The sequence below is a fragment of the Pedobacter immunditicola genome, assembly GCF_037482985.1.
Lineage (GTDB): Bacteria > Bacteroidota > Bacteroidia > Sphingobacteriales > Sphingobacteriaceae > Pedobacter > Pedobacter immunditicola.
In genome coordinates this window covers 171,766-197,603 of sequence record NZ_JBBHKC010000001.1, presented here as the reverse complement: position 1 = coordinate 197,603, position 25,838 = coordinate 171,766, and the positions used below count along the sequence as shown (strand labels likewise).

The following is a 25,838-nucleotide window of genomic DNA, read 5'->3' as shown; positions in this document are numbered from 1 at the left end:
AATGTAAAGCATAGAAACATTAAAAAGGCGTAACCAACACAAGATTTCAATAGCTGGAAACTTATTCTTTCACTATATTTATTGCTGCTTTAATCATATTGGTCATATTTACCAGTATGCTTGGTCTAGTTAGTGGTGGGGTTGCATTGCTGTTTAAGAAGGAAGATCAAACCCTTATAAATCAGAAGGTCAGGCGCGATGCAAAAACAATGATATGATTTCAAATGAAATTAAATATTTACTAGTTGCAGTTGTATTGCCCTTATTTGGGTGTAATATGATAAGTGCAGGCAGAACTATATTTTATCAGCATCATCGGTAAGTTTGTGATAATCGCAATGTCCACCTGTATGGAAAAACAAAAATAAGGCTATGGCAAAAAACAGATTACTGCGAATGGACAATGTCGGCATCGTTGTAGAATCCCTCGATAACGCGATCTCTTTTTTCACCGAGATAGGCCTAAAGCTAGAAGGGCGAACAACGATCGAGGGAGAATGGGCAGGTCGCGTTACCGGACTGCCCACTCAGCGCGTAGAGATTGCGATGATGGTTACCCCCGATGGTCATAACCGGCTGGAAATCTCGCGATTTCTCACCCCGCCTACAATCTCAGATCACAGGACTGCTCCAGTGAACTCGCTCGGCTATCTACGCGTTATGTTTGCCGTTGAGGATATTGATGAGATGGTATCCAGGCTCAGCAAACATGGCGCTCAGCTCGTTGGCGAAGTGGTTCAGTATGAAGACTCCTATCGACTCTGTTACATTCGCGGAACCGAAGGACTGCTCATCGGTTTGGCGGAACCACTCGGTCATAAATGAGTAGCAGATACACTAGATTAGAGCACATTGTACAAATTATGCTCCAGTCGTATAAAGAAACCGTTGGGTGCGGTTCGGATCATGGAGCTGGATAGTTCCCTCCGGTAACCAATATCCACCCTGCTTCGACTGTTAATTATTGCCTGAACAGCGGGAGCAATATCCACATAAAATTTTTCCGAACCGGTGTTGTACTGACTTAATATCTCCAGCATCAGGTTTATATTGGTTTGATTGTAATCTTTGTATTCTTTTGGGAGCACTAATTTACCCACAGACAACGTATGGTTAAAGGCTTTGCTTTCTTTTTGGCCATAAATAAACTTGTTGTTGTTGCCATTATCCGTGGCCTTTAAAAAGGAAATTGCGGAAGATAAAGCAACCTTGCGTATTAATTGAGTTGCTATTAATCCCAGTTCAAAACCCGAATTGTGACCATACATATTAATGTCCTGTTGATGAATGTCACTGTTGTTATAACTTATTCTGCCGAACCCAGCCATACGGAAATGTGTGTGCTGGCCATCATTACTCAAAAAACGGTATTTTGCGTACACGCTTCCCCCTTCGGTGCTAAGGGCTTCACTACGATTACTTAAAAAGACATTTCCCTGTACCATCCATTTTTTTGAAATTCCGACCAAAACCTGGGGAATGATGTGCAGGTTTGTCTTGGATGAGTTTCTTTCATTCATGACAGAGTTATCAATTCTCAAAGCAATCGATCCGGCGGCGATATTACTGGCCGGTTCTGTAACCGAATATAGTTCCTGTCCTTTGATCGTAAGTGAAACAAGAAACAGAATTATTGAAAACACAAGCTTCATTTCTGTAAATTTAAAGGATTCTTATGGTTATCAGATGCTTACGTGATAGATGCCGGCTGAAGTTTGCACTAAGGCATTACTTTTATATTCCTTTGGAGAAACAAAGCCTCTATTCAAGACTTTGATTCGTTTTTCACCATTCAAAACAGGATCAGTGATGTTTTTGAAAAGAAATACCTTATCACCGATGCGCACCGGTTGGCCTCTTTTAACTGGTACATTATTAAACTGAATAATCGCTACAAATTCATAAACGGAGAAACCGGCTTTCTCAACTTTCATTTTCATCTTATCAAAATCAACAGGATTGTCGTGTTTAAATGAAATTTCAAATGAACTGTTTTTAATATCAGCCTCTACTTTATCGATAAATGGGAGGGTTTTTAAAGCCTTGTTAATCGAATTACTACACATGCTGCATGTTAACCCACTGGCCGTTAAAGAAACGCCTGACACCTGGGCAGATGCTGATAAGGAAAAAATGACGGAGATAAAAAGAAAGAACTTTTTCATATTTTTAGGTTTAAAATGGTTTACGAAGTTTATTTGAGGGCTGCTTTTAGCCTGACACCGACACCCAATTCTAAGGTGGTATTTTCTACAACCCCCACTAAGCCGTCCTGAAGAGGCATGTATAGCCGGCTGCTTAAGAAATATTTTTTTCTTCCGGATTTCAAATTATACATTACTCCATAATCCGCAAAGAAACTCTTTGTACTGGTCGTTATACTTTCTGGCAACTGTTCATTTTTAATAGCGCCTGAATATGCACTATAGGTTAGCCCAGTAAGAACAAAAAAGGCATTCGTTGCTCTTTTGGTATTAAATGATGTTCCAAATCCAACTTTTTGAGAGAAGGAATAACTATAGTTTTGCCTGACGTCAGGTATATAACTGACATTCATATCAGACGAAAAAGCGGTATGGGCTATAAAACTTATTTTTTTCTTATGGTTGTATTGAATGAGATTTGCAACCTGAAGATTTGGGTTTCCCATTAAGGAATTGAGACGAGTTCCAATAGCAGGTTCAATTGTGAACTTACTTAACGCATCGTTTTCGGTCACCGGGATTGTCTGGGCGATACCCAAATTTATCGAAACGGCAAACATTAATGTTATGAATAGTTTATACATCCTATCTGTTTTTAAAGTAAAAGTTAATAGCGTTTTCGATATCTGTATCGCGAGATGAAGTATGGCCCTTTCCCGATACCAACTGAAACCTTGACTTTGCCAACGGATAATGATCAGCTAAACGTTGGTAGAATAGATCATTTGCGGGCAATAAAGCAGTTTCTCTGCTTCCGGCACCGATGAAAACCAGCTGTGGATCGTTTTTTATAATGGGCCTGTTTTGCTGCTCATATTGCAGAACAATGGAGTGGTCATAGAACATGGAGGGACTCAATAGGAGGTAGTTACCGAATACCTCATTATGCTTAGCGAAAGCGTAGGCTCCAAAGAGACCACCATAAGAATGACCAATAATTACCCGGCTATTCCTGCTCAAATCAGCCCTGAAGTCCTTTTGGATATGGGGAATAAGCTCCTTTTTAATAAAACTCATAAATTCAGGGCCGCCTCCTTTACCCATACCAGAACTGGTAGGGGTATAATCTACGTTGCGGTTATCACCGTAGTGAATACCAACTATGATCACATTTTTTGTATTTAAGCTTCTACTTACTTCATCGCAGGTTTCAGCAACATATGCTTGGTTTTCTTTCGCATCAAGAACATAGATTGTGGGATATAATTCTGTAGATGTGTTATAATCCTCAGGTAACCGGACCCATATGTCATAGGATTTGCCCTTTTCTACAGAGGCTAGAGAAAATTCTCTGACCAGGCTGGGATTTGTCTCTAACTCTTTTTTACAGGAGAATAAAGTCAGGACGATGACTAAACTTAACAGTGCTTTCATAATAAATTAATCTTTAATAATTACAACCTTTTAGCAGTGATTAACGGCGAGCTCCTTTCAGTATCAAACGGACAAACAAATGACCATATAGACTATAGATGCCTGGCTGCCTAATTACAATTGGCACAGGTGCAGGAGGCTCCGCAATTGCAATTCACGCATCTGCAATTTGGGTTTTTACATTTTTCGTTGGCGACATTCTGAGCGCTTTGACTTTTAATTTTCATAATTGTTTTTTTAAGTGATTCAATACCCAAAGGTATCCCGCACAGCAGGGCTTGCCGTTATAGAATTCCGGAAAAGATTTGTATAATTTTGGAGTACAGCGACTTACGGTGGATGGTAGTGATAGTTCTGCCATTACGTTATTTTAGTAATTGAAGATTTCACAGGAGTGACTTAAAACATTTATTTTTAGCGTAAACTATCTTAATAAGTTTCAGATATGAGAAAATTAATCGCCGCAATCAACATGACGATAGATGGGTTTTGCGACCATACGGCAGGTATTGCAGATGAAGAACTACATCAACATTATGCTGACCTTTTAGATAACGCAGACGCTATTTTATATGGAAGGATAACCTTTCAATTGATGGAATATTGGCGAACTGTAGTGAAAAATCCTACCGGTACCCCATCAACGGACGAATTTGCTGTGGTGATGGACAAGATTACCAAAATTGTTTTTTCCCGCACGCTAAAAAATGTGGAATGGGAAAGTGCAAGGTTGGCAAATCGTGACCTAGAAGAAGAAGTTTTAGAACTTAAGCAACAACCGGGTAAGGACATTTTAGTAGGCAGTCCGAGTTTAATTGTAGCTTTAACGCAACTTGGCCTGATTGATCAATACCAACTCTGTGTTCATCCCGTTATATTAGGCAAGGGCTTGACCTTATTTAAAAACATAAACGATAAGATTACGCTTAAACTCTTAAAGACAAAATCCTTTAGCTCCGGTGCAATCATACTTTACTATGAGGGGCTATAGATTACTTTCTATAGCGCCTACTTTTTCACGATACAGGTCTAACGGCCCATCCAGGTTCGATCATTGTACCTTCGCCAACAATTCTAATTCTGCTGATCTTGTTTTTAATATCTTTCAGGGCGATTGGGCCGGTCGGTGTGCCTTCAACAAAAAGATACAAGGGAAGCTAAGATATATAAGTAGGTCATGGTTACCTCCTTTGTCTAGGGTGCAGCATACACTTCCGAAATCTGATTGGTAAGGTACTTAAATGAAATTGGGATATCCTTACCAGGATCATTCGTATTTCCTTCTATAAAAATGAATCCCCGATAGCCTATTTGTTTCAACGCCCGCAAGTAAGGCCTGAAATCATCACCTGCAACACCCGGCAAGGAGCGTTTCTCCTTTTCCGCGATTTCACAGAAACTAATCAAATCGCCGGCAGCTATAATTTCCGCTGGAGACTCTCCTTCGCGCATCATGTGAAAAATATCTGCGTTGAGCCTAAAATAGGGTTCATTCACCCTCCTTACAATATCGGCAGCCGCATTCACAGAAGTCAGGAAGTTTGTTTCAGATTTTTGCAGATTTTCCAGCAATATGATTACTTTATGTTTTGCTGCAACCTGACCCATTTTTTTACATAGCACAACAAAATCATCTTTTGCCTTGTCCAAATCATAATTTTCGGGAATGTTCCTTGAGCCGGAACTTCCTAAAACGATATATTTGATACCCGCTTTATGAGCCATCATAAGGACAGAATCGACGTAACCCAGTACTTGCCTTTCATTCACTGCCGGGCCTGCAATCTTAATGCTGCCTGGAAAGAACAAATTACACATCAGCACCTTACACTTTGCTGATTTTATATCTTCAAGGTTCGTGCGTAGTTCACGCTCAGACAATGAAGGAGAAATCATTTCCCGAACAGACTCGCCGATCGAACGGAAGCCTGCTGCATAAGCAATGCTATCTTGTTTCAAACCGGTCACAATACCAATGCGTGGATAATCTGGCTTTACAGATACAAACCCTAACGACAAAAAAACGATTACAGTTAGCCATACTAATCCTTTTATTATTTTCATATCCATTAGTTTACAAGTTGCTGCTGTGACCGGAAGTTGCCGTTTTTCCATGCATACATGACATATCACGAAAAACTACTTTTAGCTAAAGTAAGAATACAAATATGCTTAGGCAAATAATAAACCAATTTGAATGACTTAGCCGAATGAGCGACAATTCAGGACTTTTGAACAGTACTTTTCCTGGAAGGGATTATAAGCAAAAGTACCAAAGGTGTTATGGTTATCATTTGTTTTTTTTGTGACCCTTGCCTTTTGATTGCCCTTTTCCCTTTCCTTTTCCTTTTCCCTTACCCTTAGATTTTCCTGGAGATCTTTCTAAGTTAGGATTCTGTACGGGTTGAGCAATTAGACTTTCTGCATGATCAATTGAATCTTTCAACCTTTCGTTCTCTAAATTAAGCGCGGCTGAATCGACTACTTCTGCTTCCGGTTTATTTAAGATGGAGTAGCTGCCAAACAAGGCTAAACAGGCCAACAAAATTCCTAAAACAATCACTACCGGCTTTATTTCACGTAAGGCATTTGGAAAGAAGGCCTTAAAACGGTTTTGACTCAAGAGATGGGGAGCATGTTTATCTTCTTTTGTCTGGGGAAAATCTGCCAACCTCCCTGCACTTGCTGCAAAGACGGCGGCAGCACTTTCCGGAGTATATGCAAAAACATCATTTGAAGAGATGCTGTTTACAATAGCCTCATGTAATTCAATTCCAGAACCAAATCGGTTTACAGGGCGTTTCTCTAAACATTTGGTAATAATAGCAAGCAACCAACCGGGCACAAGCATTTCTAAGTCCCGTTTGTCCTGTTGCCAGTTTTCAGGCAAATTCTGCTCCCTCAATTCAAGTATATCAGGAACCGGTTGCTCCATATGGGAAACCATAACCATATTTCTGGAGGTTTCGCTTTGGTTATTTAAAGGAAAGGGAACAGTTCCCCCTAAGAGTTCATATAGAATAATGCCAAAGCTGTACACATCAGACTGTAAAAGCATCTCTCCTTCGTTCTGTTCGGGAGCCATAAATTCTATCGCTCCTGCGTGCCTTAAACTGGTACGTCTTTGCTCGTCAGTCATGACAGACAAACCAAAATCCAGAAGCATGTAGTTACCCGATTTGGTGTCAAACTTTACATTGTTGCTCTTGATGTCGCCATGTTTAACAGCTACCTTATGGCAATGGGCTAAGGCATTGGATAATTGTTCGGCAACTTTGATGGCCTCACTTATGGTAAACACTTTATCTCGAGGAGACTGGATGAGTTCTTCCAGATCGGGACCTTCGATGAACTCCATTTCAATATAGGGAAGAGAACCGCTCTCGGTAATACCAGAACTTAAAATCTTGACAACGTGTGGATTTGGTTCCTCGTTTACTTTTTTAAGTTTGGATACTTCGTTTTGAAAGTCTCTATAGTTCTTGTCGTTTTCGTCCTCGCTGTGTAAAGGTGTCGGCAGAATTTTAACAGCTGATATCTGCTCACCACGCCTGGCTTTGTAAACAGAGCCTTGTCCACCTGTGCGTAGCGCACCGAGATTTTCAAGCCCTTCGGTTATCGTGAATACTTTAGCCATTTGAGGTAATCATCTTACTTAATATAATCATTTGTTGAAATTCACAATTTATGTGAGACCGGGGTAAAGGTAATAAACATCCCCAGAGATCGAACCAATTTGTGTATTACAAAATTTTCATATAACGTTGTATAATTAGCATATGATTAGAACGAATCTTTCCAAAGCTCCGCGTCCACAAATCCTGCACCTGGGCGAGGAGATGGTGTACACATCGTTACATGAGGCATAAAGATTATTTCTGTACCAAGTAAGGTCGTTGCCCTAAAGTTTTTTATTACGTTATTGTCATAACATATTAAAATGCCACATTTCCAACCCTTAATTTCAAAGATTGTATATGTTGTCCCTGGCAATAGGTTAGAATTGATGGTATAAGGTCGTCTTTCGTAACTACTGCATAAGACCCAATGATAGTATTTAATTTTATAGACCCTGTAGGAGGCGGCTGCTATAGATTACTTTCTATAGCGCCTACCTTTTCACGATACAGATCTAAAGGCCCATCCAGCAATACTGCAATTACGGTCAGGTCTTTATCTAAGCGGGATTGCGGTATTGGAATATAAATGATGCCCGGAACGGCACTCCAGTAAAGCTTATTGAAGAGCTGAGGTTCGATCATCGTACCTTCTCCAACAACTCTGATTCTACTGATCTTGTTTTTAATACCTTTTAAGGCGATTGGGCCGGTCGGTGTGCCTTCAACAAAAAGAAACAAAGTTTGCTTGTCTGCCGATAAGGCGCTAGCACCCTGGTAATGACCGCCAGGTAAGCCCTTGCTGGTTTTATATAGCGCTTCCGCATTTTTTGTGATCCAGTTGTACACTCCCGGAGATAGGGTATTTTTCTCTTTTTCAAGTCCTATTCCATCCACTGCAAGTGAGGTGTTCAGGAAAGGATTATTGCCTCCATGCAGTGAGTTGGCCAGTTTTTTAAGTTGAAGCTGGTCAGCAGTGCTTTTATCTTTCAGATTCGCAAAATTGAGGTTTGGTGTCGAAGGCTCTTGTAATTGAATCGGCTGATCAAATCTTAAAGCAATAACGGTTACATCCTGATCTACAGCTGAAGAAGGAACTTTGAATAAAAGGTCATTCCCTTTTCTGCTGAAGGTTGCCGCCATTTTACTTCCTACAATCTTCGCACTAACAGGTTGTGATTTGATATTCCTTAACAGCAATTCCTCATTACTTTTTGAAGCCCAGTCGGCATAAAGATAAAGTGTCTTTTTATCTTTAGATAAGGCTGTTTTTCCGCTGAAATGCGAGGCAGGAATACCGGCTCTTGTGCCATATATTGCTTCAGCATGTTTATTTGTCCAGCGGCCCAGTTGTTTAAGGATGTTAACCTGCTCCTCTGGAATGGTGCCGTCGGCTTTAGGTCCAATGTCAAGCAATAAATTACCACCCATACTGATACAATCCACTAGCGTTCTGATGATCATATTGGGTGATTTGTATTTATCATCATAAGGTTGATATCCCCACGAATCGTTCATTGTATAACAAAGTTCCCAGTAATCATTATCTGGTTTTAAAACAGGAATTCCTTGTTCAGGTGTTTCGTAATCTCCATGGTGGTTTAAGCGTGAATTGACAATGATATTGGGATTGTATTTTCTTAGATTGCTTAATACTTTTGCGCTTTGCCATTCTTCACCACTATGCTCCCAGTCTCCGTCGAACCACAAAAGGTCAGGTTTAAAAGAGGTTGATATTTCATTTAGCTGCGTATGGTAATAGGTGATGAATTTGTTCCAGCGGGCAGGAGATTCAGCTAAGGTATATCTTTTTCGCTCCCTGGTGAACACATCATAATCAGGATGGCTCCAATCTGGCAGAGAGAAGTAAATACCTGTTTTTAAGCCTGATTTTTTTAGTTCCGTTACGAAAGGACTGAGCAGATCTTTTTTTGCTGCAGCGTGTTTTAAAGTTGTGGTTGGGTTATTGGCTTTTGTATCCCATAAGGCAACACCATCATGATGCTTACTGGTAATTACCGAATACTTTGCGCCACTTTCCTTAATCAGTTTAACCCATTCCTGCGGGTTGTAATTGGCAGCATTAAAACCATTGAGCTGCTTCATATAGTTGTCGTGGCTCAGGTAATTGTTAAAGAAAGACCAGGATTCAGAAACCCCATTTACTGAATAAATACCCCAATGAACAAAAATACCAAGTTTGGCGTCTTTAAACCACTCCATTTTTTTAGCCTTTGCAGCGGGATCTTCTTTGGTTATGTTTTGAGCAGACAGCTTGCAGAAAGGTAGTAAAAGCAATAATAAAAATAGGGTTTTGTTGGGTAAGGTTTTAGGCATGGTCATTTTCTAGGTTAATGCTAAGGTATGAATTCTGATAATTTATATACTAATTCACCTTTTTATCGGTATTTCTAAATGGCATTAGAGGTATTTTGAAACTACCTTCAATAACTGCTTTTTCCAGGTTTAAGATTCCTTGTAGTGAAGTGAAATCAACCTTATCGGCATCGTCGGTAGGTTTGTGGTAATCGGGATGTCCACCTGTATGGAAAAACAAAACAGGAATATTCTTTTCATAAAATGAGGTCTGATCCGAGCCTCCACGCCCTTCATAACCCGTATAGAACTTTACAAATTGTTGAGGATTGATATCATTAAAAATCGTTTCAAAAGCAGGTGAAGTTCCAAAACCAATAACCGAGACGCCGGTTTCTTTATTCAATCGCCCAATCATGTCCATGTTTAACATCCAATGAACATTGTTTAAATCATAAATGGGATGTTTCACGAAATAGCGTGAACCGACCAGTCCTAATTCCTCCGCACCGAAGGCGATGAATAAAAAATTCACCGGTTCTTTCACTTGATTTTGACTATAAACGCGGGCGAGTTCCAACAAACCTGCTACACCAGAAGAATTATCATCGGCGCCATTGTGAATGATCCCGTAGCTGTCTTTAGCTAATGAACTTCCTTGTTTACCTTCTCCTAAATGGTCGTAATGCGCACCAATGACAATGGTTTTTGACGCCTTATTATCCAAAAAGCCGATCACATTTCGTGCAGCGCGGATGCTGTCCGGAACTTTTACTTTTCGGACTTTGGCCTCAAATTCTTGGAAATATCCTTTATCACCCAGCGGTTTTAACTTATAGGTTTTGAACTGTTTCTCAATATATTTTGCAGCTTTCAGATTTTGCTTACTCCCTGTTCCCCGCCCTTTCATCTTGTCGCTTGCTAAGAAATAAACATGCTTTTTAAGATTTTCAGCTTCAATTTCTTGAGCAACAGCGTTTAGGCCAACAACTAATAAGAGGACTGCAATGATATACTTCATAAATTAATCACATTAACATAATTATTCGGCCCTAAAATAGAGAAAAGAAAATAGAATGGAATCATTCCTACGGCCGGAAGATCTTCGGTGTACTCCTGATGAATTTAGGGGCTTCAGAAGATAAAGCCGATACATTTAAAGTATCCCCAGGCACTAAAAACTGCACACTTTCGAAAGTAAGTTTGCGTGTACCCAATAAGGTGATGTTTGGGTCTTTTGTTTGGATCCTGGCATTTTTAACTTTAAAATCATTGATATCAGCTGCTGTAAAAAGCTTATCTGATTTAATGTCTGCGTTTTCTATGAGCACCTTGCTTAAAGGAGTTTCGGGAATGCCTGTTACTTTTACAAACTGACTAGAGCGTTCCACCACTATATTTCGGGCCACAATATTTTTAAATACCGGGGTAAGTTCATTAATTTCTCTGGCCGGCAGCCTGTTTGCCAGCTCGCCTACATGTTGAGCACTACCCAGCATATCCCAGTTAAAAGCATTGCCCGTAAGCGACATCCTGATCCGGTTATAATAAATGTTTTCGGCACCGCCACCGCGTGGCCTGCGGGTTTTAAAGCGAATACCGCTGCCTGTTTCGTCAAAAACGCAGTCATGTACATATACGTTACGGATCATTCCTGCTGTTTCACTCCCCACAGTAATCGCACCGTGGCCTTGCATGGCTAAACAATAGCGGATTACAATATTTTCGGAAGCTTTATTTACACGGATTCCATCCTCGCCCCTGCCGGCTTTGATGGTAAAACAATCATCGCCGCTACTTAGCGTACTGTATTCGATCAACACGTTTTTTGACGACTCTATATCTATGCCATCCCCACGAGGAATCCCCACAGAATTTACGGTTACGCCACGAATGATTACACCCTCGCAATAAATAGGAACGATATTCCAGAATGCGGTGTTCTCGAGTGATACCCCTTCTATATAAACATTTTTACAATTGATCGGTGAAATGAACATCGGCGGAAGAATGGGACTACCATTTTGTCCTTCATAAATGCGCTGTGAAACCGGTTTACTAAGATCCACAAACTCTTCAATCACCTGGGTTGTCATGGTGCGTTTACGGACAGATCCATTTTGTGCAGGACCTATTAAACGCCCTTTACCCGTAAGCGCAATATTTTCTTGTCCGTTGGCATAAATACAAGCGCCAAGCGACATCACCTCTATGCCTTCGTTCCTCGTAAAAACAGCAGGCAGGTAATCATTTATCTCCCCGCTAAAATACAGTTCAGCTCCTTCTTCCAGATGAAGGTTTACATTACTTTTTAAACTGATGCGGCCGGTTAGCCATTTCCCTTTTGGAATAACGGCGGTTCCTCCTCCCTGGCTATTTATATCGTCGATCGTTCCCTGAATCTCCTTTGTGGCCATTATTCCTTCTTTTGCTCCCCTGTCTCTGATGCTCCTGGTCAAGGCAGGAAAAGAAGGTTTTTTGAACTGGGGCATTAAAAAAGGTGCATCAACAGGCGCAATATGATCAGGAAGATTCATGGCCCCTACCTGGTTCTTATACGGAACAGCGTTCAATTGGTCCTGGGCAGCTTTTTCTTTCTGAGCTGAACAGGAAACGATAATAAGGGAAAGAAAAGCAAGTGCTAAATAACGTTTTAAATTTATGCTCGAAAGGTGGTTCATTCCATAAAGATCGTTTTCCTTATTTATGTTTCCTATTTGTAAAGGATACTTTACTTAATTTTCGGAACCAATAATGTTTTAGGCTAGTTTGGTAACTCTATTGGTATAGGCTTGAGATTAGGATGAATGCCGAAATTTGTGGAGCAGGGATATATTTTTTACATTCCTTTAATCGCCTGCACTAACTTTGTTCGATTTCTTTTAAGTTATCCATTTTCTTGTAGGCAAGGAAGCCTTTGATATCCTCAAAGTGCTCGCGGACACGCTTATTGCCAAACTCGAATACTTTTTGCACAAGCCCATCCAAGAAATCGCGATCATGGGAAACCAGAATCAAAGTACCATCAAAATCCCTAAGGGCATCCTTGATAATGTCTTTGGTCTTCATGTCCAAATGATTGGTTGGCTCATCCAGAATTAACACATTTACAGGTTCTAACAGCAACTTGATCATCGCTAAACGGGTTTTCTCCCCTCCTGATAGCACCTTCACTTTTTTAGTGGTATCATCGCCGCTGAACATGAAGGCGCCCAACAGATCTTTAATTTTTACCGTGCCATCGCTTAATGGAATTTGGTCAATAGTTTCGAATACCGTTAAGTTCCCGTCAAGCAATGCGGCCTGGTTTTGAGCAAAATATCCAATCTTAGCATTGTGACCTAGTTTTAAACTTCCTTCAAAATCGATCTCGTTCATGATGGCTTTGATCATGGTCGATTTACCTTCACCATTTTTACCAACAAAAGCCACTTTTTCTCCCTTCTCGATCACCATAGAAGCTTTTTCAAATACCACATGATCGCCATACTTTTTAGTAAGTTCTTCTACGATTACCGGATATTGACCAGAACGTGGCGATGGTGGGAATTTCAACCGTAACGCTGAAGTATCTACTTCATCGATCTCAATAACTTCGAGCTTTTCGAGCATCTTTACACGAGATTGCACCTGCAAGGTTTTAGAATAAGTCCCCCTAAAACGATCTATAAATTCCTGGTTATCTGCAATAAAACGTTGTTGTTCCTCGTAAGCTTTCAATTGGTGTACACGCCGATCGGCCCGCAACTGAAGGTAATGGCTGTACTTAGCTTTGTAATCGTATATTCTGCCCATGGTCACTTCGATGGTACGATTGGTAATGTTATCTACAAAGGCACGGTCGTGTGATATTACAATAACCGCCTTAGCCGAGTTGATCAGAAAATCCTCCAGCCACTGTATACTTTCGATATCCATGTGGTTGGTAGGCTCATCCAATAAGATGAGATCAGGTTTCCTTAACAGAATTTTGGCCAGCTCGATACGCATGCGCCATCCGCCCGAAAACTCAGAAGTTTGACGACCAAAGTCCTTGCGCCCGAACCCTAATCCTTTTAAAACCTTTTCTACCTCTGCATCATAATTGATCTCTTCAATCGAATAAAATTTCTCACTCAGTTCCGAGACCCGTTCGATCAGCTTCATGTAATCATCACTTTCGTAATCGGTACGAATAGTTAACTGCTCATTCAATTCCTCAAGCTCTTTCTGCATCTGGCTGACCTCTTCGAAAGCTTTCATCGTTTCTTCAAAAACGGTCACCTTATCCTGGGTGAGCAAATGCTGTGGCAAATACGCTATTACCGCGTCTTTTGGACCAGTCACGCTACCTGATGTGGGCTTAGTGACATCAGCAATGATCTTCAGGATGGTCGACTTGCCTGCGCCATTCTTGCCCATCAGGGCAATCTTATCGTTCTCGTTTATCGGAAAGGTTACGTCGCTAAACAGGGTGGTTCCGCCAAATGAAACGGAGATGTTATTTACGTTAATCACAGTATGGGAATATTGAATTTTGGCAAAGATAGGAGATTGGATTAATATTCAAATACTTCAGGAAACATGGCGTATCCTTGCTGGTATTAGGGAAAAACTTCGCTCATTTTACAAGAGGCCATTTATCATCTCTTTCACTTCGTCCGTTCCAGGAAAGCCTGTAAATTTTTTGATGAGCACCCCTTCTTTATTATATAATAGATATGACGGAATACTATCGAATCCAAAATGGTTCATGATGTATTCCCACTGAGCGGCTGTCAGATAATAATGTTCACTTCCTATTCCTTTAATTTTTTCTTCCCATAGCTTTCGAGGTGAAGACCCGTTTGTTAGATACACAAATGCAACGTCCTTATCCCGAAAGTCGCCCTTTGTGCTTTTGAATTGCTGCATTGCATCCAGGCAAGGCGCACACCATGTTGCCCAAAGGTCAATAAAAACAACCTTGTTTTTATGTTTAGAGACAATTATTTCCATTACTTTATCGACAGAAACTGACGAGATATCATTTACAACAGTAGGTGATTTGAATTTGTCTAATTCAACAACCTTTTGGTTTTTTCGAAATAGTATCTTTGCAATTTCTCCGTTTTTCCAATAATTTACAATATTCTCTTTTTGATTTTCGGTTAGCGGTTTTCCTTCTTCATTTAACTGTCTGGCATAGGCATTGGCCACTAAAATATCATAGTATGGACCATCGTGGAATCCGACTAAATCCGATAAAATAACTTTCACACTTGCTAACCAGGAGGGAATATCGTTTTCACCTATCACAGGAAGCCCTAATTTTTCATTTTGAAAAATTTCTTTTTGAAATTCCTGGAATGTTAAACTATGCAAATATTGAGGATCATTAAGATTAAAATCTTTCAAAAAACGAAAATATGATCTATCAATTTTTGGGATATCAGGCATTTTACTTTTATCATCATTTGTATTTTGATAATTAAGCTGCATATATCCTTCGTAATCAAAGACGAATGCATTATATAGGTATATACGAATTTCTTTAGACAGAACTCCTTTTAGTTCCTTTGATATCAATGTGTCATTTTTTACAATCTCTAATCTTTCCGATAAGATAGTCTTAGCATAATTCAGAAAATAATCAGGACTTTTATTATACAAAGGTTCCGGTGTCCTGCCCGATCTATATCCAATCATTTTATTCATAACCACAAAGCCTTGGGTCATATCATTTTGATTCATAGCAGGCATAACGTCAATACTTTTGATATCATTATCCGAATTATAAGCAATATCAAGGTTAGTAACACCACCACTTGTCAATCTAACAACAAGGTACTTCTCTGGATTTAAACTTGTGTTAAAGCTAATCAGAGAAATAGCTGTTTCAACATCAACATCAATAGCGAACTTCCCTGATTGATCAACAAACGCTTTATATTTAACATACTCTCCCGAAATTGGATATGAAACAGTAATATTTACAAAAATGCTATTCTTGTTGGTGTCGTTTGGACTTAATATCCTTCCTGTTAATTTAGACGTACCTGCTACTATAGTAGGTGTATCTATCACCATTCCAAAAGACTGTTTAGATGATAACAAGAACAAAAGGCTGCATATGCAAAGAAGATTTAATTGTACTTTTTTAATCATAAATATTTTGATTTGCTTCTAGCAGACCTTTCTCCAAGATCTCCTACATGAAGTGATTATTAAATAAGCGTTGGGCAAGCCATTCCTCAATAAAACGACTAGTCTCCTAAAGATAATAGAATATCTTTATCATTTATAAAAATTAACTCCTAGAAGATTATCAGGAGTTCAATGCCCGCGAGACCCGCATGAAATTTTGCGATATGAATTGGCCTGTATATAGATCAAATATATAATGAACTCACCTCTATAACCTTTAATAATACCTAAGCCATGGGCAGTCATTCGGCATTTTTATCTAAGGTCTTCGACATCGGCTTGTTTGAACGGAGAAAATAGCTGAGTTTATAAAATTCGTTGTCGCCGCCAATATTATAATGATATATTTAAAATATAATGCTCACAAAAATGAAAAAGGATGAATCATTCCGATAAATTAGGCTCGCTTTTACTGCAACTGGAAAACCTTCAGGTAAGACAAGAGGGCTTCGGCGCTGAGATCAAGGCGCTTAAAGTGGAGATCAGGAACATACAGTCTCTATTAAGCGCAGATGCAGACCCAATACAACAGTCGACACCAGTACCTGCGCCGGTTCAAAAAGCTGCCGTGGCCGCTCAGCCTTCTTTCTCTGCTCAGTTTAGCCGCAAAAACATGGGTAAATCTGACTTTGAGAAATTTGTCGGTGAGAATCTGATCAGTAAGATCGGGATCCTTATCCTCATTATCGGTGTGGGCATTGGTGCTAAATACGCGATAGATCACGATATGGTCAGCCCACTAACCCGCATCATATTGGGCTACTTCGTCGGTGCCGCTCTCTTGGGCTTTGCCATTAAATTGAAAGCAAAATATGAGAATTACTCTGCAGTGCTCATTAGTGGCGCTATCGCCATCCTGTATTTTATCACCTACGCTGCCTATGATCTTTATAGTTTAATGCCGCAATCGCTCACCTTTGCCACAATGGTTGTCTTTACTGCCTTCGCGGTAATTGCTGCAACGCAATACAACAAGCAAGTGATTGCACACATTGGGCTCGTAGGTGCCTATGGCGTACCATTTTTGCTTAGCGATGGCTCTGGCAACGTACTGGTACTGTTTAGCTATATGGCCATCATCAACATCGGAATTCTAATTGTAAGTTTTAAAAGGTATTGGAAACCGTTATTGTATGTGTCTTTCGGACTCAGCTGGCTGATCTTCCTCGGCTGGGCGCTGAGCGCGCCTAACTCAGGTGATTATTTCAGCATCGGGCTTGCATTCTCCACCGTTTTCTTCCTGGTTTTTTATGTCAGCAGCCTGGCTTACAAAATCAGCAAAGCGGAAAACTTTGATTTAGGTGATGTTACCCTCATCCTGCTGAATGCTTTCATTTATTACGGCATCGGCTACTTTATTCTCCAAAGCCATACAACAGGTGCACAATTACTTGGACTATTTACATTAGGCAATGCCATCATTCATTTTATGGTGAGCCTGGTCATCTATAAGAAGAAGCTTGCAGACAAAAAAATATTTTACCTCATTCTGGCCATGGTCATTACCTTCATCACCATGGCGGTACCTGTTCAACTGGATGGCGGTTATGTGACCGTTTTATGGACTGTCGAAGCTGCCTTGCTTTTTTATCTGGGCCGGATCAGGAATATTGCCATTTATGAGAAATTATCCCTGCCACTGATTATTCTGGCTTTCGGAAGTCTCCTGCATGACTGGCAGAACTATGATACCTATACGTATAGCGAGGAAATTGTTAGACCATTGCTCAATGTAGACTTCCTGACTGCCTGCATCTTCATCGCTGCATTTGCCTGGATGTACCAGATCAGCAAAACGGTAAACGACAATCCGGAAAAGTCAGTTCGGATAGAAAGCATGCTAACCTATCTCATTCCAGCCATTTTGCTGGTGGCGGCTTACATGACTTTCAGGCTGGAGATTGTTAAATATTTCGATGGACTACTTGTCAAAACGCAGATCAAAATTGAGACTGCAGGAGCGACAAATTATCCTATTAGACGGTTTAACTTTGACTATGAATTATTAAAGACAGCATGCATCTACATTTATACTTTGTTTTTTGCTGCGCTGCTCACGGTAGCTAACCTCAAAAAAATCAAGCTGGAGACACTGGCTACGGTTTGTATGGTGATTAATCTTGTAGTCCTACTTGCTTTTCTGACACAGGGATTGTATTACCTGAGCATGTTGCGCGATAATTATTTATTTCAAAACAACGAATTCTTTACCAGCGGAGGCATCAATATTGGTATTCGCTATGTTTCATTGGCATTCTTTGCACTGCTCCTCTTCCAATGTTACCATTTAAGCCGTTCAGGTTTACTCAAAAGAAAGGTTAAAAATGGATTTGACTATGTGTTGTACATTTCCTTACTGTGGATCCTGAGCAGCGAGTTGATCAATATCATTTCTCTGCAAAGACTAAGCGGCAGTTATAAACTCGGCCTGAGTATTCTTTGGGGTTTATATGCTTTATTTTTAATCATCATGGGACTGGCCAAAAAGAAAAAACACTTGAGGATTGGCGCAATTACTTTATTTGCAGTTACTTTGGCGAAGCTGTTCCTGTATGACATCGGCCACCTAAACACCATCGCAAAGACAATTGTTTTTGTGTCACTGGGTGTATTGCTGCTCCTTATTTCTTTCCTGTATAATAAATATAAACACCTGATTACCGACGATGCCGAGATTAAAGATTAGCTTAATTGTCCTGCTTTGCACCATTGCGGCTCAACTGCATGCACAAACTGCAGGTTATAAATTTAAAAGATCAATAACTGGAATTAGTACGACATGGCATATTGCGGAATTGCCAGATGAACTCTTTGCACATACCAAACCTGGCTTTGAAGACCTGCGGATTTTCGGGATAAAAGGAAAAGACACTGTCGAAGTTCCCTACCTCCTGAAACAACGCAGTGATCAGGTGAGCACCAAGGAAGTTCCTTTTGCACAGATCAACCAGAGTTCCGGAGAAAATGGATATTACTTTACTTTCCAGTCGCCTGATGCCAACCCCAGCGTGATCAACCAGATCCGCCTGGATTTCAAGCAGGATAATTTTGACTGGAAAGTACTTCTTGAAGGCAGCAACGACAATAAGACCTGGTTCACCCTATTGAAAGATTACCGAATTTTGTCGATTAAAAACAGCCATACGGACTACCAGTTTACCGTCCTCAATTTCCCCGATTCCAAATACCAATATTTTAGAATTTCGCTAAAGAGTCAGCTGAAACCCGAGCTGGTCTCGGCCAAAATCGCAAAGACTGACACCGTAAAAGGCATCTACAAGGAGGTTAAGCTCAGGTCCATGCGGATCAAAAACAACAAAGAGACCAAGGAAAGTACAATAGACCTGGTCCTGAAGGGCCTCGTTCCGGTATCGGCCGTTAAACTTAACATTTCTAGTACATTTGACTTCTACCGTACTTTCCGCATCGAATACGCTACGGACAGTTTCCAAACTGACAAGGGAATGCAATACAACTATGCCGACTTGTACAGCGGTACTTTGACTTCCCTCGAAAAAACAGAATTTAACTTTCCAAATACGGTTGCTGTCCGGCTGCGCATGATTATTGAAAACAATAATAATACTCCCCTACAGATCGGCCTGGTGCAACTCCAAGGAAATACTTTTGACCTGATCGCGCGTTTTGACGATTCGGCTTACAGCTATGCCTTATACTATGGTGATCAAAAGGCCAGTAGCCCTAATTATGAGATCGGCAAGTTTGAGGACAAGATTCCTACAGTGTTGAATGCGGCAGATATAGAAAGAGAAGAAAACAACCCTGCCTATCAGTTCAAAACAGCCAAACCGCTGTTTGAAAACAAAATCTGGCTTTGGGCTTTAATGACAATAATAATCATTGTTCTTGCCGGATTTTCTTTTAAAATGCTGAAAAGCTGAACAACCGCACCCCGCTAGTCTTTTACCCTATTTTTTTCGGCGTCCGCACCAGACCCTTAATGTTTTTTCGGGGTTGAAAAAACTTTTCCAAAACGGTAGCTTAATAAAAGTACTAGGTTCCTCGAATCACTTCTGTTGATCCAGTTCGCTTCTGTATGTGCCAGGTTATTGATAATACCTTTATTGATCTTTGTGTAAAACAGGTCGTTAACACTCAACTTCAACGTTGTTTTCGGAGATAGTTTTTTCTGTGCAGTAACATTCGCCCGCCAGATACTTTGCAATATGAATTGTGCATTTACTAAATCAATGTGTTAATCATTAAGTAAATAGCTGAGTAGTGTAAGGCCAATCCTAAGGATTGCCTTTATATTATTCGGATGTATCGACCTAGTATTAATACTGGTATTTACAACAATTCCTCCAGTATCTTTTCTGCCTTCGCCCTAAAACGATAATCTTTAAGGATGGTATTGAACGACTGCAATAAGGTCTTGCGATAGTGTTTGCTAATATCGTCAGTACCCTTTATTGCTGTATACGCGCCGACAATGAACCTTGTGAAATCTTCATCCTGCCGCATGTGCCCCATATTTTCACCATCAAGATTCACTCTTAAAATGGCGCAGTTAAAAAGCTTAATACACTCAAGGGGAGAGGAATTGCATTGCTGGGTCAGGTAGCTTAGCAGACTTGATGAAAAGCTAAAACTCTTGGAATTAATATAGGCCTCTATAAAATCAAAAATATCTGATAATTTGATGTGGTCTATGTTCAGAAATTTTATTTGTAGCGGGTCATTTGCGTCGTTAGCAAACTTATTGATCAGGTGCATTAACAGTGGACGTGTTTTGGCGGCCGACTCCTCGTTAAAGTAAAAGTGTTTACACGCTTCACTCAAAGCCCAGGAGCGGCTTTTGACATTTTGATCGAGTAATCTGTACAGTAGTTCTTCTGCTCCAGGCTTGTTGAATAGGTAGAAAAAGTAGAGTATAGAAAAAAGCCAATGCGTGTCATCAGAGCCGAGGTTGTCCGCTAGAACTAACTTATCATATACTGGTTTGAGTCCGGAAAAGTCGTAATTACCCATAAATTGAAGCGACCATAGTGAGGATGCTATGACGTAGACATCTGACTCCTTAACCAGCGATGAACGGAAAAGCTCATAAGCACGGTGTCGGTTCAGGTGGTTGAGGTAAGCAAATCGAAAATAAAGTGCCGCGCGTGTTTCTCTCGGGCCGGATTGCAGCAATTCTTCCAGCGCAGCAAATACGCGCTCTTCCATTGCCGGATCCTGGATGAACAGTAAGGCCTGCGCTGCAGAACCGTGTATGGTATTGATCCCCCTGGTAACAAGTCCACCAATTTGAGTCTCTCCGCTTGACGCTTCCCTTACTTCCTTGAGGTCTTCATAATTTTCGGACTGTTCAATTAAGAAATCGACAAGTTCTGGGTCATCCTGATCATTCCTGACCAAAAGTTTTGCAATGTACAACAGGTTCCGAACTTCTTTTTTGCCTTCTGGAACTGCGAGTAGCCGTTTGAATAAGGAAATCATGCGGGACTGATCTACTTTGGTCTCAGCCAGACCCCACAATCCTTTAATGGGGTAGATAATTTTAATATCCTTTTCAGCCATGGCACGCTCAATAATCGAAAATATTAGATCCGCTGGTCGTTTCCGGGCAACATCTTGGAATGCGTTGGAGTGCTCTTCAATGCCTCCCTTCAAAAGATCGGGATTGAATCGGTCCCTGTCGTCGTTATATTTACGAAAACTGTTCAACCATTGTTCGACTGACATTTTTGAATAGGCTTCGTTTGACAAGGGGCTGTGAACGATGCCGGCCATAACCAGTCCCAAACTTGATTTATCATGATAAGAACCAAATTTTCGTGCCAGCTCCTGGAACTGTCGTTTCAAGGTCTTGTCATGAGCCATTGTTTCTTGTGGCAATTTCAAGAGGAAAGCGTATTTTCCACGGCCCCAATAATGAATACGATGAGGCTTCGCCCCACTTTTGAAAACAAATGCCTCATCCTTATTGACCAGGTTTCTCAAGGTATCGATGACTTCTGCCTGCTGATCTGAATTAAAATAGGGAAAAGTTTTTCCAAACAGCTTTCGAAATTCGATACTAAAATCTCCACCTTCCTTTAAATGGTCTATTTCCCGTAGGTAGATAAACAAGTCATATACCTCTGTGGTATATTCCAGTTCGTTTGTGTATAACGAAAATACAATCAGGCGGAGCATCGCTTTGTGTTTCGATCGCTTATATTTCAAAAGAAAAGCTTGGAACTCTTTGGCACCCTCTTTTGCAGCTTTTTTGAGGCAGACTGCCAGCAACCGGTATAGGTACTGCGGTCCGTACAAATCTTCTGAATCGGCTAAATCGACCCGGGTGAAGGTATAGTCACCTACTAGAGGTCGGTTTAGGGTGTTTTCCCAATGTAGGCTCTTTGTTATGATCAGGGACAGGGTACTGATCATTTGTTCTGGAATTTGCTTACTTAATTCTTTCAGCACTTGAAGCGCTTCGTAATCTTTATCAGAGGATTTGTCGCTTGACTCTGACAATAAGGGGCCTTTGATTTTAGACCAGGCATATCCAGGCCTGACTCCTGCAATTTTTCCCAATATCTGGAAATATCCGAAGGGATCAACAGTGACAAAATCTTCACAAGATTCTAGGATTTCATAGGCACGGTCAAGTTGCCAGTCATTGAAATCATAAAGGATCGCTCTGATAAACGCCTGATCTTTTATAGTTGGCAAAAAACACCAGGCTTCTGGTAGCTGCTTTTGTATGAAACGACTCATAAAGATTCGCGCCACGTGCCGGTGGTAACCTAGTTCCAATTTTTGTTTTTCGGCATCTTCAGCAAGATCTGTAAATCCTTTGCCATTAAATTCCGCTTCAATTTGCAAAAATGAAAGCAAACCGCTACTTATCGAAACCTTAAACCACTCGTCTGACCGCGTTTGTTCAAAGAAATGTGAGGTCAAATTAACGGATTGCGAAACAATTTTGGTGAATAGATGTTTTTCTCCTTCGCTTGGTTGTTCGTTAAAGGCAAGCATGGAAACCAGCATGTGTTTGATGTGGTAATAGGTTTCCGTATCGTCCGTTAAGCCACTCATGAGCCGCATGTATTTTTCATGGTCATAACCACGCAAGTAGTTCAAGATCATTTTCACTGCTGAACGGATCAGGATAGACTGTTCCTGGGATTTGATGTAGGTTATCAGATCATCGCGTTTCTCCACAAACCGCTTGGCGAAGACAAAGTCATAAAAGGTTTGGTGAAAGAACTGGATCTCCCCGGTTTCTTTTTTCAGCAGACGCTCGCTTTCAAGATACGAAAGCTCCGGACCGAAATCTTCGAAATGGTGTTCACTGACCGATATTCGCTGAGTCTTGAACATGTGTTTCACCAGCTTATAGAGCAGTTGCTTTATTCGCTGGGTTTTCAACGTCAGGGTACTGGGTTTGGTGATCACCTTTTGCCGCCAAAGCTCGTAGTAGAGTTCCTGGATATTGGTGATACCCAAACTTCCACTGAATGATGGGGCAATACGTGCAAAGATGTTTAACTGGTTCGGTACACGCAGCAGGCGTAATAGTTTAGTGGAAATTTCATCGGCTTTAATGCCAATCTTCAAAAGTAACCTGTGCACGGCGTTTTCATCCAATAACTCAACTTTTACGGTTTTAATGTTTTTGTACACTCGTAGGGAAGGGTCATAATGCAAATCAAATATTCGCACAGAAATGATCACACGAACATTCGGGTCATGCGTGTAATTATCAATCAAGGACTTATATACATTCAGAAAACTTCGGTCAGCTGACATAGCCTGCGAAAGCGCATCTATCTGATCGACAACCAATACCACCTGCTGGTATTTTTGTTTACACTGTTCAACAAACTGAAAAATAGGTATAGACAGACCTATTTTTTCCTGGAGTTCTGTTATGCTTGATGCATACAGTTTATCCGCTTTCAAGCCTAGCACAGAAACGTTTTTGCTGGTCAGTTCGTCATAAAGATCTTTGAGAATTACTGTCTTACCCATCCCGGCATTGCCGGCAAGCAGGCAAACATTCAGATTCTTTCCATTTTTGTCTTTTTCCACCGGGCTTTCCAACCATTTCAGCAGTTCACTGGTTTCCTGCCTTAGTATATGGGAGTCCGGAATTTCTTCAAATTCGTTTCGTTCATGTTTCAAACTGAAGGATCCCCTGGTTAATTCTATGCCCAATTGTTCTTTGTTTAGATAGTTGGTGCTGAATGTGCGCATTTCCCGTATAAGCTTCTCCACAGGTTCATTATCTATAAGGACGCGTACCTCAAAAAACAGGGGTTGCAAATGGGTACAAGCTGGTTCGTAGAGATATCCATCCAGATCTTGCGGCAAGATCTTCAACAGTTTGATTTTTGTTAGAATACCTCGGACTTCAGATTCTATGTTATCCAACTTTAAAGGGCTGAGTGTTGGATGCCGCAAGTTTTTAGCGATCCAAGAATTTAATTCCTTTTCTCCTGCAATTAATGTATTGAAATCATCGATAAAATCGCTGCATTCCAATACAAAGCCTGTGGATACGGCTATATAATAACTAAAGTCGTTTCGGTCTGCTATTAAACTAGGGACTAGCAGGCTATACAGAACAAACTTGGTGATTTCTTCACCAAGGACCTTTTTACTCAAATTATTTTTGTACTTCTTACATTGAATAAGTCCATAATTTTTCCCGCCTCGTAGCAATGCGCAGTCTCGGCCCTTTTCACGGACTCCGCTCATCAGGCTAATGTTGTCAAAGCCCTCAAAAGTTCCCGCTTTGATTTTAGCTCCAACCAAGTTGTAGAGTATTTCTTCAAAACGCCGATCATCCGCCAAGTCATTATAAGGGAAAGATTTATTGGCCAACGGTTCGGGTTTTAATGCAGTATTGGCTTCGTCTAAGGGCAGATTTTCATATGTAATCAATTGATCCATTTTTTATGATGATGGGCTAATAAATTAGAGGTAGATTGCTCTAAGATACTGCTAAAAGTCTAGTTTAGTAATGGGCTCTATTAGCCTATAAATTGAGCAAATGGAGTATTCGATCTCATTCCGGGATGTGGGGATGCCGAAATATCGCGAAAATCTGCTTTCATCAAGACTTTACTACTCCCAATAAAAAACCAGTTCCGGGGCGCTAATAATGCTTAGTGTTGGTTTTTGATCATTTACCACTAGAAGAAAATTATACTTTCCATTTTTAATATCTTTAACAAACTCCGTTTTAAAAGCGTTATAATTGGTTTTAGAAATTAACTTCCTTGAATCACCTAAGATTTCATCTAACTCAATTTCTCTACCGACCATATCTTTTTTGATCAGATTTTGGATTATCCGAACGAATTCTAAATATTCATCAATCACTGTCTCTAGCTTATCTTTCATTAACTTATCATTTATAAAAAGGTTCCCCAAGAGATGGTTGATGATATCCACTAAAATATCCAATTGTTCCATTTTAGGGATTGCAATTTCATGCAGTGCACTATTCCCTAGGAACCTGATCGAATGCAATCTTCTAGATTCGCTTTTCGTTAGGTGACCTTTATCGTGCAAGAGATTAATTCTCTCTTCTAAATTGGCTTTTTTTATTTTCAAATGATTGCAAATCGCCTCAATGATTGCCCGGAATCCAGCCGCCGTTAGCAAAAGAGACTTGATTTTGAAAGCGTTAATCGTTTCTATATAGATATTCCTAATGTTCTGCGGAATCATATATTTATGAGTTAGTTCGCGGCCTTTAGTTAAATGATATGGAAAAATTTCTTCTTCATTGTAATAATCCGGCTCACCATGCTCTCCTTCTCTAATCATAGAACTGTCTCCGTAAACGTAAAGAAAGGAAATGTTTTCACACCCCAAGCATTCTATGACCCTATGATAATGTATCCATTGAAAAGAACCATAACCTTCCTCACCGGACTTCTTAAGTTCGAAGAGAGCCTTATGATTTCTGGCTCCATTACACTTTTGACAGAAATATTTTTTATTCATTTTATAAATATAGTAGAAAACAAGCAAAGCCACTAGACGCGTCTGTTTATCAGATGTTGATATTTTCTTGCATATGTGTAATTAAAAGCATCTTGAATTCGCAAACTGCAGTATATTGTAGAATAACCAAGCAATATTTACAACCATTTCTATGAGATCTATCAGCAGTTCAAACACCTCTTGATGAATTTTA

Annotated in this window: 18 protein-coding genes; 4 read left to right on the top strand and 14 right to left on the bottom strand. The window is 40.3% G+C overall.

Annotation, left to right across the window (positions count from 1 at the left end):
• The first annotated feature begins 372 nt into the window (after positions 1 to 372).
• On the top strand, positions 373 to 825 hold the full coding sequence (locus tag WG905_RS00860; protein WP_339589792.1) for a VOC family protein: 453 nt from the start codon (positions 373 to 375) through the stop codon (positions 823 to 825).
• 17 nt (positions 826 to 842) lie between these two features.
• Here the strand turns inward: WG905_RS00860 and WG905_RS00855 are convergent, their stop codons facing one another.
• The 4 genes from WG905_RS00855 to WG905_RS00840 are packed head-to-tail and all read right to left on the bottom strand — an operon-like array spanning position 843 to position 3,578.
• On the bottom strand, positions 843 to 1,652 hold the full coding sequence (locus WG905_RS00855; RefSeq protein WP_339589791.1) for a hypothetical protein: 810 nt from the start codon (positions 1,650 to 1,652) through the stop codon (positions 843 to 845).
• Between the two features lie 30 nt (positions 1,653 to 1,682).
• Positions 1,683 to 2,165 carry a heavy-metal-associated domain-containing protein gene (locus WG905_RS00850; RefSeq protein WP_339589790.1) on the bottom strand — a complete coding sequence of 161 codons (483 nt, stop codon included), beginning with the start codon at positions 2,163 to 2,165 and terminating at the stop codon, positions 1,683 to 1,685.
• Between the two features lie 29 nt (positions 2,166 to 2,194).
• Entirely contained in the window at positions 2,195 to 2,788 is a 594-nt protein-coding gene (locus WG905_RS00845; protein ID WP_339589789.1) for a hypothetical protein, read from the bottom strand.
• A gap of 1 nt (position 2,789) precedes the next feature.
• On the bottom strand, positions 2,790 to 3,578 hold the full coding sequence (locus WG905_RS00840) for an alpha/beta hydrolase (protein WP_339589788.1): 789 nt from the start codon (positions 3,576 to 3,578) through the stop codon (positions 2,790 to 2,792).
• 445 nt (positions 3,579 to 4,023) lie between these two features.
• Between WG905_RS00840 and WG905_RS00835 the strand changes: the two genes are divergently transcribed.
• The gene (locus WG905_RS00835; RefSeq protein WP_339589787.1) at positions 4,024 to 4,569 is read left to right on the top strand and encodes a dihydrofolate reductase family protein; all 546 of its coding nucleotides are present in this window, start codon (positions 4,024 to 4,026) and stop codon (positions 4,567 to 4,569) included.
• 203 nt (positions 4,570 to 4,772) lie between these two features.
• On the opposite strand, the gene WG905_RS00830 is transcribed toward WG905_RS00835, so the two are convergent.
• From WG905_RS00830 to WG905_RS00795, 8 genes are all read right to left on the bottom strand, one after another.
• A complete protein-coding gene (locus WG905_RS00830) occupies positions 4,773 to 5,642 on the bottom strand; it encodes a sugar phosphate isomerase/epimerase family protein (RefSeq protein ID WP_339589786.1) in 870 nt (289 codons plus the stop codon).
• Positions 5,643 to 5,868: 226 nt separating this feature from the next.
• Entirely contained in the window at positions 5,869 to 7,215 is a 1,347-nt protein-coding gene (locus tag WG905_RS00825) for a serine/threonine protein kinase (protein ID WP_339589785.1), read from the bottom strand.
• Positions 7,216 to 7,361: 146 nt separating this feature from the next.
• A complete protein-coding gene (locus WG905_RS00820; protein ID WP_339590126.1) occupies positions 7,362 to 7,640 on the bottom strand; it encodes a nitrilase-related carbon-nitrogen hydrolase in 279 nt (92 codons plus the stop codon).
• A 26-nt stretch (positions 7,641 to 7,666) separates the two neighbouring features.
• Positions 7,667 to 9,532 (bottom strand): alpha-L-fucosidase, encoded by a 1,866-nt coding sequence (locus tag WG905_RS00815; RefSeq protein WP_339589784.1) that lies wholly within the window; start codon positions 9,530 to 9,532, stop codon positions 7,667 to 7,669.
• A gap of 49 nt (positions 9,533 to 9,581) precedes the next feature.
• Positions 9,582 to 10,532, bottom strand: a complete 951-nt coding sequence (locus WG905_RS00810; protein WP_339589783.1) for a M20/M25/M40 family metallo-hydrolase — start codon at positions 10,530 to 10,532, stop codon at positions 9,582 to 9,584.
• 67 nt (positions 10,533 to 10,599) lie between these two features.
• Positions 10,600 to 12,192: a glycoside hydrolase family 28 protein gene (locus tag WG905_RS00805; protein ID WP_339589782.1), complete on the bottom strand. Its 1,593-nt coding sequence runs from the start codon at positions 12,190 to 12,192 to the stop codon at positions 10,600 to 10,602.
• A gap of 181 nt (positions 12,193 to 12,373) precedes the next feature.
• Positions 12,374 to 14,008: a ribosomal protection-like ABC-F family protein gene (gene abc-f, locus WG905_RS00800; RefSeq protein ID WP_339589781.1), complete on the bottom strand. Its 1,635-nt coding sequence runs from the start codon at positions 14,006 to 14,008 to the stop codon at positions 12,374 to 12,376.
• 108 nt (positions 14,009 to 14,116) lie between these two features.
• On the bottom strand, positions 14,117 to 15,637 hold the full coding sequence (locus WG905_RS00795; RefSeq protein WP_339589780.1) for a TlpA family protein disulfide reductase: 1,521 nt from the start codon (positions 15,635 to 15,637) through the stop codon (positions 14,117 to 14,119).
• A gap of 418 nt (positions 15,638 to 16,055) precedes the next feature.
• Between WG905_RS00795 and WG905_RS00790 the strand changes: the two genes are divergently transcribed.
• Entirely contained in the window at positions 16,056 to 18,362 is a 2,307-nt protein-coding gene (locus WG905_RS00790) for a DUF2339 domain-containing protein (RefSeq protein ID WP_339589779.1), read from the top strand.
• Positions 18,343 to 19,578, top strand: a complete 1,236-nt coding sequence (locus WG905_RS00785) for a DUF3999 family protein (protein WP_339589778.1) — start codon at positions 18,343 to 18,345, stop codon at positions 19,576 to 19,578. Before WG905_RS00790 ends, WG905_RS00785 begins: the two co-directional genes overlap by 20 nt.
• A 409-nt stretch (positions 19,579 to 19,987) precedes the next feature.
• Here the strand turns inward: WG905_RS00785 and WG905_RS00780 are convergent, their stop codons facing one another.
• Together WG905_RS00780 and WG905_RS00775 are read right to left on the bottom strand one after the other, a co-directional pair.
• A complete protein-coding gene (locus WG905_RS00780) occupies positions 19,988 to 24,583 on the bottom strand; it encodes an AAA family ATPase (RefSeq protein ID WP_339589777.1) in 4,596 nt (1,531 codons plus the stop codon).
• Positions 24,584 to 24,757: 174 nt separating this feature from the next.
• Positions 24,758 to 25,645 (bottom strand): DUF4145 domain-containing protein, encoded by an 888-nt coding sequence (locus WG905_RS00775; RefSeq protein ID WP_339589776.1) that lies wholly within the window; start codon positions 25,643 to 25,645, stop codon positions 24,758 to 24,760.
• Between the last annotated feature and the right edge of the window lie 193 nt (positions 25,646 to 25,838).